Annotated in this window: 16 protein-coding genes and 1 pseudogene; 7 read left to right on the plus strand and 10 right to left on the minus strand. The window is 66.3% G+C overall.

Annotation, left to right across the window (positions count from 1 at the left end; all coding sequences use genetic code 11):
• The first annotated feature begins 64 nt into the window (after window positions 1–64).
• Both BMX16_RS02515 and BMX16_RS02520 read left to right on the plus strand, forming a co-directional pair.
• Window positions 65–808: a calcium-binding protein gene (locus BMX16_RS02515; RefSeq protein WP_089898399.1), complete on the plus strand. Its 744-nt coding sequence runs from the start codon at window positions 65–67 to the stop codon at window positions 806–808.
• Between the two features lie 346 nt (window positions 809–1154).
• On the plus strand, window positions 1155–3269 hold the full coding sequence (locus BMX16_RS02520; protein ID WP_245731225.1) for a catalase: 2115 nt from the start codon (window positions 1155–1157) through the stop codon (window positions 3267–3269).
• A 93-nt stretch (window positions 3270–3362) separates the two neighbouring features.
• On the opposite strand, the gene cueR is transcribed toward BMX16_RS02520, so the two are convergent.
• Genes cueR through BMX16_RS02535 form a run of 3 tightly spaced genes read right to left on the minus strand, consistent with a single transcriptional unit; the run spans window position 3363 to window position 4549 of the window.
• A complete protein-coding gene (gene cueR / locus BMX16_RS02525) occupies window positions 3363–3770 on the minus strand; it encodes a Cu(I)-responsive transcriptional regulator (RefSeq protein WP_089898402.1) in 408 nt (135 codons plus the stop codon).
• A 48-nt stretch (window positions 3771–3818) separates the two neighbouring features.
• A complete protein-coding gene (locus BMX16_RS18165; RefSeq protein ID WP_089898404.1) occupies window positions 3819–4313 on the minus strand; it encodes a DUF305 domain-containing protein in 495 nt (164 codons plus the stop codon).
• 29 nt (window positions 4314–4342) lie between these two features.
• The gene (locus tag BMX16_RS02535; protein ID WP_089898405.1) at window positions 4343–4549 is read right to left on the minus strand and encodes a heavy-metal-associated domain-containing protein; all 207 of its coding nucleotides are present in this window, start codon (window positions 4547–4549) and stop codon (window positions 4343–4345) included.
• A gap of 200 nt (window positions 4550–4749) precedes the next feature.
• Here BMX16_RS02535 and BMX16_RS18320 point away from each other — a divergent pair, with 200 nt between their 5' ends.
• Both BMX16_RS18320 and BMX16_RS02540 read left to right on the plus strand, forming a co-directional pair.
• Window positions 4750–5286 (plus strand): cation transporter, encoded by a 537-nt coding sequence (locus BMX16_RS18320; RefSeq protein ID WP_425433993.1) that lies wholly within the window; start codon window positions 4750–4752, stop codon window positions 5284–5286.
• Window positions 5287–5289: 3 nt separating this feature from the next.
• Window positions 5290–6676 (plus strand): annotated as a pseudogene (locus BMX16_RS02540) (HAD-IC family P-type ATPase); the annotation flags it as partial.
• A 52-nt stretch (window positions 6677–6728) separates the two neighbouring features.
• Here the strand turns inward: BMX16_RS02540 and BMX16_RS02545 are convergent.
• The 4 genes from BMX16_RS02545 to BMX16_RS02560 form a co-directional block, all read right to left on the minus strand.
• The gene (locus BMX16_RS02545) at window positions 6729–7940 is read right to left on the minus strand and encodes an ABC transporter permease family protein (RefSeq protein WP_089898408.1); all 1212 of its coding nucleotides are present in this window, start codon (window positions 7938–7940) and stop codon (window positions 6729–6731) included.
• Complete coding sequence (locus BMX16_RS02550) at window positions 7937–8617, minus strand: ABC transporter ATP-binding protein (RefSeq protein ID WP_245731227.1); 681 nt, start codon at window positions 8615–8617, stop codon at window positions 7937–7939. The genes BMX16_RS02545 and BMX16_RS02550 overlap by 4 nt, the downstream gene beginning before the upstream one ends.
• On the minus strand, window positions 8617–9039 hold the full coding sequence (locus BMX16_RS02555; RefSeq protein WP_089898409.1) for a hypothetical protein: 423 nt from the start codon (window positions 9037–9039) through the stop codon (window positions 8617–8619). Before BMX16_RS02555 ends, BMX16_RS02550 begins: the two co-directional genes overlap by 1 nt.
• Window positions 9040–9121: 82 nt before the next feature.
• A complete protein-coding gene (locus tag BMX16_RS02560) occupies window positions 9122–10720 on the minus strand; it encodes an alkaline phosphatase (RefSeq protein ID WP_089898411.1) in 1599 nt (532 codons plus the stop codon).
• A 277-nt stretch (window positions 10721–10997) separates the two neighbouring features.
• Between BMX16_RS02560 and BMX16_RS02565 the strand changes: the two genes are divergently transcribed.
• Window positions 10998–12314 carry an NAD(P)-dependent oxidoreductase gene (locus BMX16_RS02565; protein WP_089898413.1) on the plus strand — a complete coding sequence of 439 codons (1317 nt, stop codon included), beginning with the start codon at window positions 10998–11000 and terminating at the stop codon, window positions 12312–12314.
• Window positions 12315–12330: 16 nt separating this feature from the next.
• Complete coding sequence (gene preA / locus BMX16_RS02570) at window positions 12331–13635, plus strand: NAD-dependent dihydropyrimidine dehydrogenase subunit PreA (protein WP_089898415.1); 1305 nt, start codon at window positions 12331–12333, stop codon at window positions 13633–13635.
• Between the two features lie 62 nt (window positions 13636–13697).
• On the opposite strand, the gene BMX16_RS02575 is transcribed toward preA, so the two are convergent.
• The 3 genes from BMX16_RS02575 to BMX16_RS02585 form a co-directional block, all read right to left on the minus strand.
• Window positions 13698–14366, minus strand: coding sequence for an FAD-binding oxidoreductase (locus BMX16_RS02575; RefSeq protein ID WP_089898417.1), 669 nt, complete (start codon window positions 14364–14366; stop codon window positions 13698–13700).
• A 63-nt stretch (window positions 14367–14429) separates the two neighbouring features.
• Window positions 14430–16325: a potassium transporter Kup gene (locus BMX16_RS02580; protein WP_089898419.1), complete on the minus strand. Its 1896-nt coding sequence runs from the start codon at window positions 16323–16325 to the stop codon at window positions 14430–14432.
• 56 nt (window positions 16326–16381) lie between these two features.
• Window positions 16382–17008 (minus strand): TetR family transcriptional regulator C-terminal domain-containing protein, encoded by a 627-nt coding sequence (locus tag BMX16_RS02585; protein ID WP_089898421.1) that lies wholly within the window; start codon window positions 17006–17008, stop codon window positions 16382–16384.
• A 186-nt stretch (window positions 17009–17194) separates the two neighbouring features.
• On the opposite strand from BMX16_RS02585, the gene BMX16_RS02590 reads away from it, so the two are divergent.
• Window positions 17195–18463, plus strand: a complete 1269-nt coding sequence (locus BMX16_RS02590) for a Zn-dependent hydrolase (protein ID WP_089898695.1) — start codon at window positions 17195–17197, stop codon at window positions 18461–18463.
• The last annotated feature ends 2 nt before the right edge of the window (window positions 18464–18465 follow it).

Genomic DNA, 18465 nt, shown 5'->3' on the forward strand with positions numbered 1-18465 from the left:
GTTAGTTTAACGCCATGGCAACTGACCATCCCGGTCGGTGATTCATGGCAAGTAGAGCATCAACATGGCGAACATCAATGGCAACGGCAGCGCGAACACGCTCAACGGCACGGCCTTGGCAGACCTGATCCGGGGCTTCGACGGCGAGGATCTGATCCGCGGCAATGACGGCGACGACCGCATCTTCGGTGACGACGACGACGACCGCCTGTTCGGCGGCAACGGCAACGACACAATTGCCGGTGGCAAGGGTGAAGACAGGATCTGGGGTGATGGCGGCAACGACATCATCACCGACGAGAGTGGAAACGACTCCGCCTATGGCGGCGGCGGCAACGACACGATCCGGCTGGGTGAAGGCAACGACATCCTCGACGGCGGCACCGGCGCCGACCGTCTGGAAGGTGGCGAGGGCAACGACCGGATGGTCGGTGGTACGAGCAACGACAAGCTCTATGGCGGCGAAGGTGACGACAGCATGCGCGGCGACGCGGGCAACGACTATTTCGTCGGCGCCGAAGGCAACGACGTGCTGTACGGCGGCACCGGCAACGACCTGATGGTCGGTGGCGAGGGGGGCGACCGCTTCGTCATTGCAAGGGGCTTTGGAACGGACCGGATCACCGACTTCGAGAGCGGCGACGACGATGTCGACCTGTCGGCGCTGACGTCGGTGAACTCCTACCGCGAGGCGATGGCCCGCGCAAAGCAGGTCGGCGACGACGTCGTGTTCACCTTCAGCGAAGGCACGCTGAAGGTCGAGGACTTTCGTCTGCGCAACCTCGACAGCGACGACTTCATCTTTTGAAGCGGTCATGCGGGTGCCTGTCCATGGGGCAGGCACCCGTGCGCGGGCCTGAACGCCGCATGTCCAACGGGGGAACGGATCACCGCCCGGTCGACATGTGCTGTGCGAACTGAATTTGCCCATTCAGTGACCGAACGATCCCTGTGCCGCTCATGCGTCCGAATTGCTGCGGGCCGTTCCATTTATGAAACCGCCGATCGCGGTCCAGCACGACCTGAAATCCGCCGCTTCGTGTCGGCGGACATTTCCGTCTCTTTGGTCAATGCAGTTTGAAGCGCTCCTCCCGGTATCTGCGCAGTGTGCACGAGACGCGGTCCACGGACCCTCATGCACAAGGATCACTGCGATGACACATGACATGCCACGGCGACCTGCCACAGCCGACACTCAGTCGAACCGGGATGTCGCAAGCCGTGACCGCAATCCGGGACAGGGCGGCGAGACCCACCAGCATCCCGACGACGGCGGCCCACGACTGACCACGGCGCAGGGCGTGCCCGTGGCCGACAACCAGAACACGCTGACCGCTGGGCCGCGCGGGCCTGCCCTGCTGGAGGATTTCCACTTCCGCGAAAAGATCTTCCACTTCGACCACGAGCGGATCCCCGAGCGGGTCGTCCATGCCCGTGGCTACGGCGCACACGGCTATTTCGAGACGACGGATGCCATCCCTGACCTGACCGCCGCGCATCTGTTCGGCGCAGTCGGTCGCCGCGTGCCCGTGTTCACCCGGTTTTCCACCGTGGCCGGCAGCAAGGGGTCGCCCGATCTGGCGCGCGACGTGCGCGGCTTTGCGGTCAAGTTCTATACCGAAGAGGGCAACTGGGATCTGGTCGGCAACAACATCCCCGTCTTCTTCGTGCAGGACGCGATGAAGTTTCCCGACCTGATCCACGCCGCCAAGCCGGAGCCGGATCGCGGGTTCCCGCAGGCCCAGACCGCACACGACAATTTCTGGGATTTCATCTCTCTGATGCCCGAAGCGATGCACATGATCATGTGGACGATGTCCGACCGGGCAATCCCGCGATCCTTCCGCTTCATGGAAGGGTTCGGCGTGCACACGTTCCGCATGATCAATGCGGACGGCAACAGCAGCTATGTGAAGTTCCACTGGAAGCCTAAGGCGGGATTGCAGTCCGTGCTGTGGGACGAAGCGGTCAAGATCAATGGGGCCGACCCTGACTTTCATCGCCGCGATCTGTGGGACGCCATCGGTTCGGGCGACTTTCCCGAATGGGATCTGGGTGTGCAGGTCTTCGACGACGCATTCGCGGATGCCTTCGGGTTCGACGTGCTCGATTCGACCAAGCTGATCCCGGAAGAGGATTGCCCGGTGCGGATCATCGGCCGGATGGTGCTGGACCGGCGGGTGGACAACATGTTCGCGGAAACCGAGCAGGTCGCCTTTTGCACGCAGAACGTCGTGCCGGGGATCGGGTTCACCAACGACCCGCTGCTGCAGGGCCGGAACTTTTCCTATCTCGATACGCAGATCAAGCGGTTGGGCGGTCCGAATTTTACCCATATCCCGATCAACGCGCCGCGCTGCCCGATGCACCATTTTCAGCAGGACGGTCACATGGCGATGCACAACCCAAAGGGGCGTGCGAATTACGAACCCAACGGATGGGCGCAGGGCGGGCCGCGGGCCGACCCCAAGGCCGGGTATCGCCATTTCGCGCAACCGGTCGAAGGCGAGAGCCGCAAGCTGCGCCCCGAAAGCTTTGCCGACCACTATAGCCAAGCCCGGCAATTCTACGTCAGTCAGACCAAGATCGAGCAGGGGCACATCGCGGATGCCCTGATCTTCGAACTGTCCAAGGTCGAGACGCTTGCGATCCGGGAACGGATGGTCGCGCACCTGCCGCACATCGACGCCGATCTGGCAAGGACGGTGGGCGACGGCCTCGGCTTTGACGCAGTTTCGACACCGCATGATCCGGCGGTCACGCCGGTCATGGATCTGCCGTCATCCGCCGCCCTGTCGATCCTGCGGAATGGTCCCGACAGCTTTGCGGGACGCAAGATGGGCATCGTCGTCACCGACGGGATCGACGACGCGCTGCTTGAAGGGTTGCGCAAGGCGGTCATGGCGGCTGGCGGTGTGGCTGAAGTCGTGGCGCCCAAGGTCGGCGGGATCGTCACCGCGGGTGGGGCGCGGGTGGCGGCGGATCACAAGATCGACGGCGCGCCCTCCGTGCTGTTCGATGCAGTGGCGATCCTTGCGACCAAGGATGGGGCAAAGGCACTCGCAGCCCTGCATCCGGCGCGCGGCTTTGTCGCCGATGCCGTGGCCCATGCCAAGTTCATCGGTCTGACGGCAGATGCGGCACCGCTTCTGGACGCGGCAGGCGTGCCGCGCGACGATGGCATGATGGATCTGGATGCGTCCAAGACCATCGAGTCCTTCGTGGCCGCGTGTGCCGCCTTGCGGTTCTGGGCACGCTTGCCGGCGTAGCGGCGGATCGGCAGGCGCATCGCGCCTGCCGATTCCTGTCGATGGGCGACGGTGCAGCACCCTGCTGTATCAGCGTTTGCTTGCACCGTCCCCTCACCCTTTCGACGGCCCTGCCCGGTCCCCCGATAGCCCGTCGATGATCGGGCAGTCCGGGCGGTTGTCGCCATGGCAATGCGCCACGAGGTGTCCCAGCGTGACCCGTAACGCGGTCAGTTCAGCGATTTTGCGGTCGATCTCGCCCAGCTTCTCCTCTGCGATGGCTTTCACGTCCGCGCTGGCGCGGTCGCGGTCGGTATACAGCGACAAAAGCTGTCTGCACTCCGCGACCGAGAACCCAAGGCTGCGGGACCGCTGCACGAAGCTGAGCCGATGGATGTCCTCGGTCCCGTAGTCGCGATAGCCGTTGGCGGCCCGGCCTGCCGTCAGCAGTCCGATGTCTTCGTAATACCGGATGGTCTTGGGCGGCAGGCCGCAAGCCTGTGCGGCGGCACCGATGTTCATGGCATCTCTCCTTGTCCTGCGCGGCCCGTCGGCGCGGCGACCTGAACGCTACTCGGGTTGCGCATCCAGCCAGGTCGTCATCTGCGTGATTTCGTCCACCTGCGTGGCGATGATCTCTTGCGCGAGGGCCTTCATCGCATCGTCGTCGCCATGTTCCAGCACGACCTCGGCCATGTCGATGGCCCCCTGGTGGTGCGCGATCATCCCGCAGGCGAATGCTACGTCCGCATCCGCGTTCATCATGCCGTCGTGCATGGCGGGCATCGTGACCATCATCTTGCGCATGTTGTCCTGCACATGCGCGGGCATCGATGCCATGGCGTCCATCCCGTCCATGCCCATCATGCCGGACGCCATGTCACCGGGCTTTGCATCCGGCATGTCGCCGTGCCCCATCGCGGCATGGTCCATCCCTGCGGCCGCGACGCAGCGCGCAGGCAGTTCGAACGCTGCATCCTGCGCCAATGCAGGCGCGGCAAAGGCGGCGGCGAGGGCGAAGCCTGCGGCGGACAGGTTCAGGCCGGTCGGGATCAAGGTGGTCATGGGGCGTCTTTCCTTTGGGCTGACGGGGGTCATTGCGACGACACGCCGCTGCGCGGGGGATAGCCTGCATCCCGAAGCGCCGCCGCGATAGCCGCGTCCGTCGCATCGCTGACGACGGTGACGCGTTTGGCTGGCAGGTCGATCGCGACCCGTGCCCTCGGATCGACCGCATGGACCGCGGCGGTCACGTTCTTGGCGCAATGCCCGCAGGTCATCGCATCGATGTGGAACTGCATGGGATCCTCCGATCGGTTGGGTCGGACTGGACAGATAGGGCTTCCAGCAAGGGGAAGGTCAAGGGGCCAGCGGCACACGATATCGGGTCTTGACCTGCCCGTGACAGGAAGGCGCATGACAGGGTCAACCTGCCCAAGGGGCCGCCGATGACGACCCGACCGCTGCACCAGACCCGACCCGCCCGCGTGGACCCGCCCGCGTGGACCCGCACGCATGGCAAACCGTGTCGCTGGATGTTGCCGGGATGACCTGCGCGTCATGCGTCGCCCGGGTCGAACGGGCGCTGCTGGCGGTGCCGGGGGTCGCGTCGGCTGCCCTCAACATGGCGACCGACCGGGCGGTGATCGCAACCACGGCCGCCGTGTCGGACGGCGACCTCGTCGCGTCCGTCGCCGCAGCGGGCTATGCGGCGCAGGTGGCGGACGACCGCTCTGACGCCACGCAGGCGCATCGCAGGCAGGACGAGCTGGCGATCCTGCAGCGCGACCTGACCATCGCGGCGGTCCTGACCCTGCCCGTCGTGCTGCTGGAGATGGGGTCGCACCTGATCCCGGCGGTTCACGACCTGATCATGACCACCATCGGCATGCGCGGCGCCTGGGTCCTGCAAGGCGTGCTGACGACGCTGATCCTGTTCTGGCCGGGTCTGCGGTTCTACCGGATCGGCCTGCCCGCGCTGGCGCGGGGCGCGCCCGACATGCACGCTCTCGTCGCCGTGGGCACGCTGGCGGCCTGAGGCTATTCCGTCACGGCGACGCTTGCCCCGGCGCTGCTGCCGCCCGGCACCGTGAACGTCTATTACGAGGCGGCCGCCGTCATCGTGACCCTCGTGCTGCTGGGTCGCACGCTGGAGGGGCGGGCCAGAGGCCGCACGTCAGACGCGATCAGGCGGCTGATGGGGCTGCAGCCCCGCATCGTCCGCGTCCATCGGGACACCGGCGTGACGGAGGTTGCACTGGACACGCTCATCGCGGGCGACCTGATCGACGTGCGCCCCGGCGAACGGATCGCGGTGGACGGCACCGTCGTGTCGGGTGCGTCCTTCGTCGACGAGGCGATGATCACGGGAGAGCCGATGCCGGTGGAAAAGCGGGCCGGTGCCGCCGTGACGGGCGGCACCGTCAACCAGACCGGCTGCGGGCGCACCCACGCTGACCGATCTGGAGGTAACGGCGGGGCACGACCGCGCCGCCGTCCTGCGCCTGATCGCATCGGTCGAGGCGAAATCCGAGCACCCCGTCGCCCGCGCCATCGTGGCTGCGGCGATGGCCGAGGGGCTTGCGCTGTCGGCACCGTCCCGGTTCGACAGCGTCACCGGTCAGGGCGTCGTCGCGGATGTCGACGGCCACCGGGTCGCGGTCGGCACGGATCGGTTCATGGCAAGCCTCGGCGTCGATCCCGCAGCGTTTGCCGCGACCGCCGCCCGGATGGGGGACGCGGGAACATCGCCCGTCTATGCCGCCATCGACGCGCGGCTGGCCGCGATCCTGGCCGTCGCCGATCCGGTCAAGCCCACGACGCCTGCGGCGATCCGCGCCTTGCATGCGCTGGGGCTGAAGGTCGTGATGATCTCGGGCGACAGCCATCGCACGGCACACGCCATCGCGCGTGACTTGCACATCGATCAGGTCGTGGCAGACGTCCTGCCCGCGGGCAAGGTCGCGGCGATCAGGGCGCTGCAGCAGCGCCACAGCAATGTGGCCTTCGTAGGCGACGGCATCAACGACGCGCCGGCACTGGCACAGGCGGATGTGGGCATCGCCATCGGCACCGGCACCGACATCGCCATGGAAGCCGCGGACGTGGTGCTGATGGCAGGTCATCTGACCGGGGTGCCGCAAGCCATCGCCCTGTTGCGGGCGACGATCAGCAACATCCGACAGAACCTGTTCTGGGCCTTTGCCTACAACGCCGCCCTGATCCCGGTGGCCGCGGGCGCGCTTTATCCCACCTTTGGCGTCACCTTGTCGCCGATGCTTGCGGCAGGAGCGATGGCCCTGTCCAGCGTGTTCGTGCTGGCGAATGCGCTGCGCCTGCGGCGGTTCGACGTCGCGCGAGTGCCGCGAGAGGCTGGCGACCCGGCGGACGCGACGCGGGACGGCACCGTTCGCCCGCAGCGGGGATGATGCGGCCCCGGACCGCCCGATCGCGGTCGATGCCCGCGCCGGGTGGCACGCGTCAACGCAGGTGCGTGACCACCGACTGGCGAAAGAGGATCAGGGCAGGGGCCAGCGCGCAGACGGCGTCAAGTGCCGTGACCGTCAGGATCAGCCGCAGCTCGGCCCAGCCCAGCCGTGCGGACAGCGCCAGCCCCGTACGGTCGCCCAGAACCAGCGCAAGCCCCTGTGCCGTACCCATGCCGATCGCAAGTCCCAGCACGGCACCAATCAGGATCAGCGCCATGATATAGGTCCACACGACCGCAAACACGTAGGCACGCGACGCCCCCAGCGCCCGCAACAGCGCCAGCCGCGCATGATAAAGCTGCATCAGGGCCACCACACCCGCCAGCACGGCGGCGATCACCAGACCTTGCGTCGCGATCGTCAAACCCTGCATCACGCGGCGTACGTCGCCCATCGTGGCATAGATTTCGGTCAGCGCCTCGGCCGGAAAGAAGGCCGTGGTGTCCGGCGTCTGCCATCGGCTGCGCAGACCGTAGGCCTGCGGCAGCGCATCAGTGTCGATCACCACCGCCGGCACCGGGCCAAGCGCATTGCCCGGCCGCAGCACGCCGGGGGTGCCGGTGGCGCCGGGGCCCATCACCGCGTGGGTGGACCAGCTGTACTGGATCGGCACGAACACCCCCTGATCCCACGCCGTCCCGGTCGGCGGCAGCCGCCCCACGACCGCCAGCTCGCCATGCGCGTCGGCGGGTTCGATGCTCGCGAAGTTCGCCCCCCGGACGGGGTCGCCGTGCGTGGATGCGATCCGGTCACCGATGGCAAAGGGCGTTGCTGCCCCGACGATGGCCTCGTCCTCGGCCTGCCACATCGTCCCCTGCATCGGCACAGCACCATGCAGGTGGGCGATCATGTCTGCTGTGGTGCCGACGACGGCAAAACCTTCGGCGCTGTCGCCAAAGGCGATGGGGGCCGCGAATGTCGCGTCGGGGTCGCTCAGGATCGCAGCCAGCGCGTCGGTCCCGATCAGTTCGACGGCAGACGGGCGCAGATAGACCACGTTGAACAGGATCTCGGTCCGGCTGCCGGGGGCGGCCACGATCAGGTCGAACGGGTCCGACGCGCGCGCCGATCCGGTGCGCAGGCTGCGTTCCTGTGCCGTGATGGCCACGCCAAGGGCGATCGACAGGGCGATCAGCACAGTGAACATGACCGAGGTGAGCCATGTGCCCCGGAACAGTGCGATGACGATGGGAAACGGGTTCATGCGGCCTGCGCTGCCTGTGCGATATGACCGCGCGACAGGTGCAGCACGCGGTCGGCGGCGGCGATCACCGCCGGGTCGTGGCTGACCACGAGGACGAAGCGTCCGTCGTCGCGCGCCAGCCGCTGCAGGCGGTCGATCACCAGCGCGCCCGCCTGTGCATCCAGCGACGCTGTGGGCTCATCTGCCAGCAGGACCTGTGGATCGAACAGAAGGGCGCGGGCAAAGGCAGTGCGCTGACGCTCTCCGCGCGACAGGTCCGACAGGCGCCTGCGGTCCGCCGGCACGCCGAAGTCGGCCAGCAACGCTGCGGCGCGGGCGCGCAAGGGACCGGCGCGGAAGCGGGTGAACCACGCGGGCACCAGCACATTGTCCAGCGGCGACAGTTCCTCGATCAGGTGGAAGTCCTGGAACATCAGCCCGACGTGATCGCGCCGCCAGCGGTCGCGCGCGCCTTCGGACAGGGCCGCGATGTCGGTGCCGTTCCAGACGATGTGTCCGCGGTCCACGGGCAGCAGGCCAGACAGGGCGTGCATCAGCGTGGTCTTGCCGGACCCGGACGATCCGGTCAGCACGACCAGCGCACCGGCCTGTGCCGTCAGATGGTCGAGGTCGAGGACGGTGAACCGGCTGCGGGCCGCATCCCGGAACGTCACCGTCACGTCGCACAGGTCTAGCATCAGGCGCGGTCGAACCGGGCGTCGGTCAGACGGACCCGACTGACGAACCCGAGGTCGGGGTCGGTATAGGTGCCCAGTTCCAGCACGCCCGTCGTCAGCATCGGCACGTTGAACGGGATCGGCACGATCAGGTCGCGGGCATAGACGGCGACGATGTCGGTCGGCCACTGCGCCTCCGTCTCGCAGAACGGACAGGTGGCCATCGGTCGTCGGGTCAGGACGTAGAAGTTCGTCTCGGCCTTGAGCGGTGGTGCCATGTAGCCACCCACCTCGATCCGCTGGCCCGCCAGCGACAGGGCGAGGTCGGAGAAGCTCTTGTCCTTGTTGTAGAGCTCGCGCAGCAGGACGCCATCGGCGCGGGCTGTCGTCGCAAGGCCGAGACCGGCGGCGGCGAGCGACGTGAGGAACAGGCGGCGGTCCATGGCAGATCCAATCGGTCGGGGGTGAACGGCCATGGGGCGACCCGTCGTCGGGGCCGCCCCATGGGGGATCATAGGGTTGCGGTCACTGCGCCGTGACGGCGTGGTTCATCACGTGAAAGATCACGTTCTGCTCGAGCGTGCCGTCGAACAGGTGCGCCCACGGACCCTTGGCATAGACGGCCACATCCTCGCCCGAGTGGGTTTCGGATTCCATGGGGATCAGCGCCTGCTGGATGTAGTCCACGTCCAGCGCCTGTTCCTGCGTCAGGTCTGGGCGCGCGCCGGAATAGACCGGAACGGTCTCGACCTCTGGCGTGCCGGCGGCGTCAGGGGTCGCGGCGGACGGTTCGGCGGCCTCGGTCACGGCGGCCTCGGTCGACTCCTGCGTCTGTTCGATCAGCACCGACCCAGTGCCGTTCAGATAACCGATAACGGTATAGGGCTTGCCGTCGGCGGCCAGCAGCGGCTCTCCGGTGTGCTCAATGCCGGTCTGCGACACGTCCATGCACAGGCCCAAGATGTCGGACCCGCGCCCGCAGTAGCCGTTGAACGAGATCGCATGTTCGTGGTCGGAGGTGACGATGATCAGCGTGTCCTCGTCGCTGGTCAGCTCGTCCGCCAGCGCCACGGCCTCGGCGAAGGCGACGCCGTCGGACAGGGTGCGATAGGCGTTGCCGTCATGGTTCGCATGGTCGATGCGGCCCGCCTCGATCTCGAGGTAGTAGCCGTTCTCGTTCTTGGACAGGTACTCGATGGCGGAACGGGTCATGTCGACCAGCGAAGGCTCGTCCGTGTCGGCGCGGTCGACTTCGTACTGCATGTGGCTGTCTTCATACAGCGCCAGCACGGGGGCGTCGGAGGCCAGATCGAGCGCCTCGAACGACGCCGTGTCGGTGGCGGTCTGCGCGCCCAGTTCGGTCGCACGGGCCATCAGGTCGAGGCCATCGGCGCGGCTGCCAGTGAAGCCGGCCATTTCCATGTCGGCGGGCAGGAAGTAGCTGGCGCCGCCGCCCATCGCGAAGTCGACGGTGCCCGCTTCCATCGCGTTGACCAGCTGCTGCGCGATGTCCACCTGTGCGGTGCAGCCTTCGGGCACGCTGTCTTCCCAGTTGCGGTTGGCGGTCTTGGCATAGACGGCGGCGGGCGTGGCGTGGGTGATGCGCGCGGTCGAGACGACGCCCACGGACTTGTCCATCTCGGTCATCATTTCCGAGAACAGGGTCAGTTCGTTGCCGGCAATGGTGGCGCAATCGTCATGGACCGCGTTTTCGCCCAGATTGATCAGGTTGAAGCGCTGCTTGACACCGGTATTCATGGCGCCCGCAGTCAGCGCGCTGTCGGGGGTCTGGGCGTTGATGTTGTAGGTCTTGATCAACGCGGAATGATAATCGGGGGTCTCGTAGGGCAAGACGTTCTCTTCGCCCATCATCCCCTTTTGCTGACCATCGAACAGGCGCAGCGCATAGTTCGTGCCGACGCCGTTGCCGTCGGCCACGATGACGATGATGTTCTTGGCGGTGTTGGTGTTGGCTTCGCGGGCCAGCATCGTCTTGATCGTCGCCTGACCGTCGATGAACCACTGGCTGGACGCCTGCGGCAGATCGGTCGACTGGGCATGCACGGCCGTGGACAAAGCGATCAGCGAGACGCCGATCAGGGCGGTCTGGGGCAGCTTGAACATTCTGTTCTCCTGGGATGAGGCGACCGCGCATCCGCCCGGCTCATCCGACGCAGTGGTGGTTCGTGACAGCCCGACAACAGTTTTGCGAACAGCGAATGACGGGTCTCATCTGGACCATGACAGGGTGACGCGGGACGGCGGCGCACCTGTCGCAACCATGCCCGACATGCTGCAGCGGGTCAGTACGACCGTTCGCACCCTGCCTAAAATTTACCGTTTGATAAAAAATCAACCTGTGCCACGCTGCACTACAGGATCATCGCCCGTGAGGTTGCCCATGACATCGCCGACTGCCCCTGGAATCGCCGCTGGACGGCTGGACGCCGACCGGATCGCCGCCAGCTTTGCCGACCTGCACCCCGCCCTTGACGCGCATGCGGCGCAGGTCGCGGCGGACCGCTGCTATTTCTGCTATGACGCGCCCTGCGTCACCGCCTGTCCCACCGGCATCGACATCCCGCTGTTCATCCGCCAGATCAGCACCGGTACGGCGGAGGCTGCGGCGCGCACGATCCTCGAGGCGAACATCCTGGGCGGCATGTGCGCCCGCGTCTGCCCGACCGAGGATCTGTGCGAAGGGTCCTGCGTGCGCGAAGCCGCTGAAGGCAAGCCGGTCGAGATCGGGCGTTTGCAACGCTATGCGACCGACACCGTGCTGTCGCGGCAGGGACACCCCTTCGTCCGTGCGCCCCAGACCGGGCGCAAGGTCGCCGTCGTGGGCGCGGGGCCAGCGGGTCTGGCCTGTGCACACCGTCTGGCGATGCTGGGTCACACGGTCGAGATGTTCGAGGCGCGGGCCAAGCCCGGCGGTCTGAACGAATACGGCATCGCCGCCTACAAGGCGACCGATGCGTTCGCCGCGAAAGAGGTGGACTGGTTGCTGGGCATCGGCGGGATCACCCTGACGACGGGTCGTGCGCTGGGGGCTGACCTGTCGCTGGATGCGCTGGCTGCGGATTTCGACGCGGTGTTCCTTGGCGTTGGCCTTGGCGGCGTGAATGCGCTGGGGATCGACGGTGACGATGGCGATGGCGTGCTGGATGCGGTGGGTTTCATTGCCGAGTTGCGGCAGGCCAGCGATCTGACGGCCTTGCCGGTGGGGCGCAACGTGGTGGTGATCGGCGGCGGCATGACGGCTGTGGATGCCGCCGTGCAGTCCAAGCTGCTGGGCGCCGAACACGTGACCATCGCCTACCGCCGCGACCGCGGTGCCATGGGCGCCAGCCGGTACGAGCAGGACCTGGCGGCCAGCCACGGTGTGCGGCTGCTGTTCAACGTGATGCCCGTCGCGGTGGCGGACGGCGCGATCACGCTGGAATATACCGCCGACGATGGCACCGGTCTGCGCGGGACGGGCGAGACGATGACACTTGCTGCGGATCAGGTGATGCGCGCCATCGGGCAGACGCTGACCATGGACGGCGGGCTGACCGTCGAAGGGCGCAAGATCGCCGTGACCGGCGCGGGCCGCACCACACGGCCCGGCATCTGGGCCGGTGGCGACTGCGCCCTTGGCGGCGACGACCTGACCGTCACGGCGGTGGCGCAGGGCCGCGACGCCGCGATGGACATCCACGCGCATCTGACACACTGACCCGGAGGGATATCACATGGCCGACCTGACCACAGACTTTCTGGGCATCCGCAGCCCCAACCCGTTCTGGCTGGCGTCCGCGCCGCCGACCGACAAGGAATACAACGTCCGCCGCGCCTATGAGGCGGGTTGGGGCGGTGTGGTGTGGAAGACGCTGGGCGCCGAAGGGCCGCCGGTCGTCAACGTCAACGGCCCGCGATATGGCGCGATCTATGGTGCGGACCGCCGCCTGCTGGGCCTGAACAACATCGAGCTGATCACCGACCGCCCATTGGAGGTGAATCTGGAGGAGATCGCGCGCGTCAAGGCGGACTATCCCGACCGCGCCCTGATCGTGTCGCTGATGGTCCCCTGCGAGGAGGCCGCATGGAAGGCGATCCTGCCGCGGGTGGAGGAGACGAACGCCGACGGGATCGAGCTCAACTTCGGCTGTCCGCACGGCATGGCCGAACGCGGCATGGGCAGCGCCGTGGGGCAGGTGCCCGAATACATCGAGATGGTCACGCGCTGGTGCAAGGAAAACTACGACCGCCCCGTGATCGTGAAACTGACGCCCAACATCGCCGACATCCGCAAGCCCGCGCAGGCGGCCAAGAACGGCGGCGCGGATGCGGTCAGCCTGATCAACACGATCAACTCGATCACGAGTGTGAACCTCGATTCCATGTCGCCAGAGCCGATGATCGACGGCAAAGGCACGCATGGCGGTTATTGCGGCCCGGCGGTGAAGCCCATCGCCATGAACATGGTGGCCGAGATCGCCCGCGATCCCGGCACGCGCGGCTTGCCGATCAGCGGGATCGGCGGCGTCACCACATGGCGCGACGCAGCAGAGTTCATGGCGCTGGGCTGCGGCAACGTGCAGGTCTGCACGGCGGCGATGACCTATGGCTTTCACGTGGTGGCCGAGATGAAGGCGGGCCTGTCGCAGTGGATGGACGAAAAGGGCTATGCCAGGACCTCAGACTTCGTGGGCCTCGCGGTGCCGAACGTGACCGACTGGCAGTATCTTAACCTGAACTACGTCGCCAAGGCCAAGATCAATCAGGACGACTGCATCTCCTGCGGACGCTGCTATGCCGCGTGCGAAGATACGTCGCATCAGGCCATCGCCATGTCGGCTGACCGCAAGTTCACCGTGATCGACGCGGAATGTGTCGCCTGCAACCTGTGCGTGGACGTGTGCCCCGTCGCCGATTGCATCACCATGGAAGCGATGCCCGCAGGGGCCACCGATCCGCGCACCGGCAAGGTCGTGACCCGCGAATACGCCAACTGGACGACGCATCCGAACAATCCGGGCGCCGTCGCCGCCGAGTGATCCGCAGCAAAAGGCCGCCGCAGATCACCTCTGCGGCGGCCAGGCCCTGTCGCGGGTGACGCTTACCAGCCGTCTTCGATCACCATCTTGTCTTTCGACACGCCCAGCGCCGTCAGCGCGTCGCGCATCGCATCCACGAACTCCTGCGGCCCGCAGATATAGAACTTCCTGTTCAGATCGGGCAGCAAGTCCTGCAGCATCGTCTTGTCCAGCTTGCCCTTCACGTGGTCGGTGTCGTCCTGTTTCGAGATGACGTAGGTCGCGGTCAGGCCGTCCATGCCGTCCCATTTGTCCTTCAGGATGATGTCGGCGTCGGTCTTGTTCGAGAACAGAAGATAATCGTCCGTCACACCGTTGCGCGCATGTTTGTCGAGGATCGCGATGAAGGGCGTCACACCGGCGCCGGCGGCTAGAAACACACCCGGCCCGTGGTCGGTGATGGCCCCGGCGGGGTCCTCGGCCAGCACCTTGTCACCGGGCGACATCTCGGGGATCTGGTCGGTCACGCCGTCATGGTCTGGATAGGACTTGATCACGAATTCCACCCCGTCCGCGTCGGGTTGCGACGTCATGGTGAACGCGCGGTCCTCGTCCCGCCAGCCATCCTTGTCGAGCGCGAAATGCGTCGCCTGACCGGCTTTGAACCGGAAGGCGTCGGGGCGGTCGAACGTCAGGTGCCAGGTGTCGTGGGTCACGGGCGCGATGCTGCGCAGGGTCAGCGTATGGGTCATGGTGGTCCTCCATAGGTTGGAGGAAGAACCCGGATCACCAATGGCGGTTCCTGCGACCCGTCGTCAGATGCCGATCTGCTGGCCCAGCTCGATCACTCGGTTCGGCGGCAGGTGGTAATAGGCGGGCGCATTGCTGGCCGTCTTGGTCATCGCCAGATAGAGCCGCGTCTGCCAACCGGGCATCTGGCTGTGCTCGGCCAGTTTGAAGCTGCGGCGGTTGATGAAGAACGAAGTGGTCATGATCTCGAACTTGACCCCCAGCTTGCCGGCCATGCGCAGGGCGCGGGGGACGTTGGGGTCGTCCATGTAACCGAAGGTGATGAACACGCGGGTGAACGTGTCGTTCAGGTTTTCGGTGACGACCATGTCGGCGGCCGGCACATGCGGCGCGTTCGAGGTGGCGACGGTGACGATGTAGTTGTGGGCATGCAGCACCTGATTGTGTTTCAGGTTGTGCAGCAATGCGGGCGGGGCCACGATGGGTTCCGCGGTCAGGAACATCGCCGTGCCCTTGACGTGGCGCACGTTCTGGGACCCGGCCACGCTGCCGATCAGCGTGTTCAGCGGGATCGAGCCCGCGCGCGACTTGACCTGCACGATCCGGTTGCCGCGCACCCATGTCAGCATGACCATCACCAGCATCGCGGCCACCGCCAGCGGCATGTAGCCCCCTTCGAGGAACTTGGTCATGTTGGCTGCGAACAACGCGATTTCGACGACACCCAGCGGCACGAGGATCGCCAGCGTCAGCGGCATCGACCATTTCCACACATAGCGGAACACGACGAAGGCGAGGATCGTCGTCACCAGCATCTCGCCGGTCACGGCGATGCCATAGGCGGTGGCGAGGTTCGCAGACGATCCGAAGGCAAGGACAAGGACCACGACGCAGACCAGCAGGATCGCGTTCATGCGCGGGATGTAGATCTGGCCGTGCTGCGTCTCTGACGTGTGGTGAATCTCCATCCGGGGCAGCAGACCCAGTTGCACCGCCTGCCGCGCGACCGAAAAGGCGCCGGTGATGACCGCCTGCGACGCGATGATCGTGGCGACCGTGGCAAAGGCCACCAGCCCCGGCAGCGTCCATGTGGGGGCCATCAAAAAGAACGGGTTGCTGGCGGTGGACGGGTCCGACAGGACCATCGCGCCCTGACCCAGATAGGACAGCGCCAGCGAGGGGAACACGACGAAGATCCACGCCAGCCGGATCGGCTGACGGCCGAAATGGCCCATATCGGCATAAAGCGCCTCTGCCCCCGTGATGGCGAGGAACACCGACCCGAGCACCACCAGCGCCGACGCGCCGTGCGTGAACAGGTACTGCACGCCGGGCACCGGGCTGAACGCGCGGAAGATCGTGGGATCATCGAAGATATGGATGAGCCCCATCGCGGCCATCAACGCGAACCATGCCAGCATGATCGGGCCGAACAGGCGGCTGATCCCTTCGGTGCCGCGGCGCTGGGCGGCGAACAGGCAGATCAGGATGCCGATCGTGACGGGCACCACATAGGGGTCAAAGGCTGGTACGATCAGCGTCACCCCCTCGACCGCCGACAGGACGGAAATCGCGGGCGTAATGATCGCGTCGCCAAAGAACAGCGCGGTGCCGACGACGCCGAGGATCAGCAGCCAGTGCCGCTGTCCCATCACCTTCTGACCCAGCGCCAGCAGGGACAGGGTGCCGCCTTCGCCGCGGTTGTCGGCGCGCAGGATCAGGACGACGTATTTGAACGTGGCGATCAGGATCAGTAGCCACAGCAGCAGCGACACGATCCCGATGACGTCGCCCCGCTGCGCAGCACCGCCATGGGTGGCCGCGTGCAGACCTTCGCGCAGGGCATAGAGGGGGCTGGTGCCGATGTCGCCATAGACGACACCCACGGAGCCTACGGCAAGAGCGGCTGTCGATGCGGGGCGGGCGGCCGAACGGGCAGCGCCGGCGTGGACAGATGACATGGATGCACGCCGCGACTGGTTGAACCAGCCGCTGTGGTAGTGCTGCCCGAGTGGCTTTACAAGCGTCTCGCTGGGGCGGGGTCCAGCAGGCTGCGGTAGAGGTCTGTGATGAAGTGGTCTGCGCCGGCAAATGCATCGCCGTCCCCCAGCACCGCGCGCACCTGCACGTCGAAATCCGCATAATGTTGCGTCAGCGCCCAGATCGAGACGATCAGATGATGCGGATCGGTCGCCCGGATCCGCCCCGCATCCATCCATGACTGCAGCACAAGCGCCTTTTCATTCACCAGATCACGCAGCGGTCCGGCCAGCATCGCATGGATTTGTGGCGCGCCAGCCAGGATTTCCGTCGCGAACAGGCGGCTTTCGCGCGGAAAGTCGCGCGACAGCGCCAGCTTGCGCCGGGCATAGGCCAGCACCTCGGTCACCGGGTCGCCGTCCGCGTCCAGCGCGCGCAGCGGATCGAGCCATGTCGCCAGCAATTGTTCCAGCAACGCCGCATAGATCGCGTCCTTAGAGGGGAAATAATACAGCAGGTTCGGCTTTGACAGCCCCGCCGCGTCGGCGATCTGGTCGAGGGTCGCGCCCCTGAACCCCGCGATCGAGAACACGTCGAGGCCGCCCGACAGGATCACGGCGCGGTTGCGGGCCTGGATCCGTGTCATGGGGGGATGTTCGTTCATCGGACCTCCTGCGGCAGGCAAGGCGCGCCGTGCCTGCGTCTTCATCGACATGCATCGTTCGACGCCGTATCTGCTGCAAGATTGGGCAAATGCCTGTCCCTTGCGCGCGGCGCTTGACTGACTTCGACCCTCTGATAGCGTTTGTTTGACCGTTCGGTCAAATCGGATGTGACGCAGGAGAAGACGATGACAGCCCCCGGACAGAACCTGCGGCCCGGACGGAATCTTCGCATCGACCCGGACCGGCTGTGGGACAGTCTGGACCAGATGGCGCAGATCGGCCCCGGCGTGGCGGGCGGCAACAACCGCCAGACCCTGACCGACGCGGACGGTGAAGGGCGCCACCTGTTCGCCCGCTGGTGCGGCGACGCGGGCATGCGCATGGGCGTGGACAGCATGGGCAACATGTTCGCGATGCGCGACGGCACGGACCCCGACGCGCTGCCGGTCTATGTGGGCAGCCATCTGGACACGCAGCCGACCGGCGGTCGCTATGACGGCGTGCTGGGCGTGCTGGGCGGGCTGGAGGTCGTCCGGTCGATGAACGACCTGAACATCCGCACGCGCCATCCCATCGTGGTGACGAACTGGACCAACGAGGAAGGCGCGCGGTTCGCCCCCGCCATGCTGGCCAGCGGTGTCTTTGCCGGCGAGCACACGGAAGACTGGGCCAAGGACCGCACCGATGCCGACGGCAAGCGGTTCGGTGACGAGCTGCGCCGGATCGGCTGGGAAGGCGAGGAGCCTGTGGGGCAGCGCCGGATGCACGCCTTCTTCGAGCTGCACATCGAGCAGGGTCCCATCCTCGAGGCGGAGGACAAGCAGATCGGTGTCGTCACCCACGGGCAGGGCCTGTGGTGGCTGGAAGTGACGCTGACCGGGCGCGACGCGCATACGGGGTCGACGCCGATGAACATGCGGGTGAATGCGGGTCTTGGGATGGCGCGGATCACCGAGGCAGTGCACCAGATCGCGATGGCGCATCAGCCCGACGCGGTGGGCGCCGTGGGGCAGGTGAACGTCTATCCCAACTCGCGCAACGTGATCCCCGGGCGGGTGGTGTTCACCATCGACTTCCGGTCCCCCGACCTTGGCAAGCTGACGGCGATGCGGGCCGCGCTGGAAGTCGAGGCGGCGCAGATCGCAGAAGGTATGGGGCTAGGGATCGAGATCGCGCCCGTCGGGCATTTCGACCCCGTCGCCTTCGATGCTGGCTGCGTCGGGGCCATCCGCGATGCGGCCGATCGGCTGGGCTTCAGCCACATGGATATCGTGTCCGGGGCGGGTCACGATGCCTGCTGGATCAACCGGGTCGCCCCAACGGCGATGGTGATGTGCCCCTGCGTCGGCGGGCTGAGCCACAATGAGGCCGAGGAAATCAGCAAGGACTGGGCCGCGGCGGGGACCGACGTGCTGTTTCATGCGGTGATCGAGACGGCGGGTCTCGTGGCATAAGA

It is taken from the genome of Loktanella fryxellensis, assembly GCF_900110065.1.
GTDB classification, from domain to species: domain Bacteria; phylum Pseudomonadota; class Alphaproteobacteria; order Rhodobacterales; family Rhodobacteraceae; genus Loktanella; species Loktanella fryxellensis.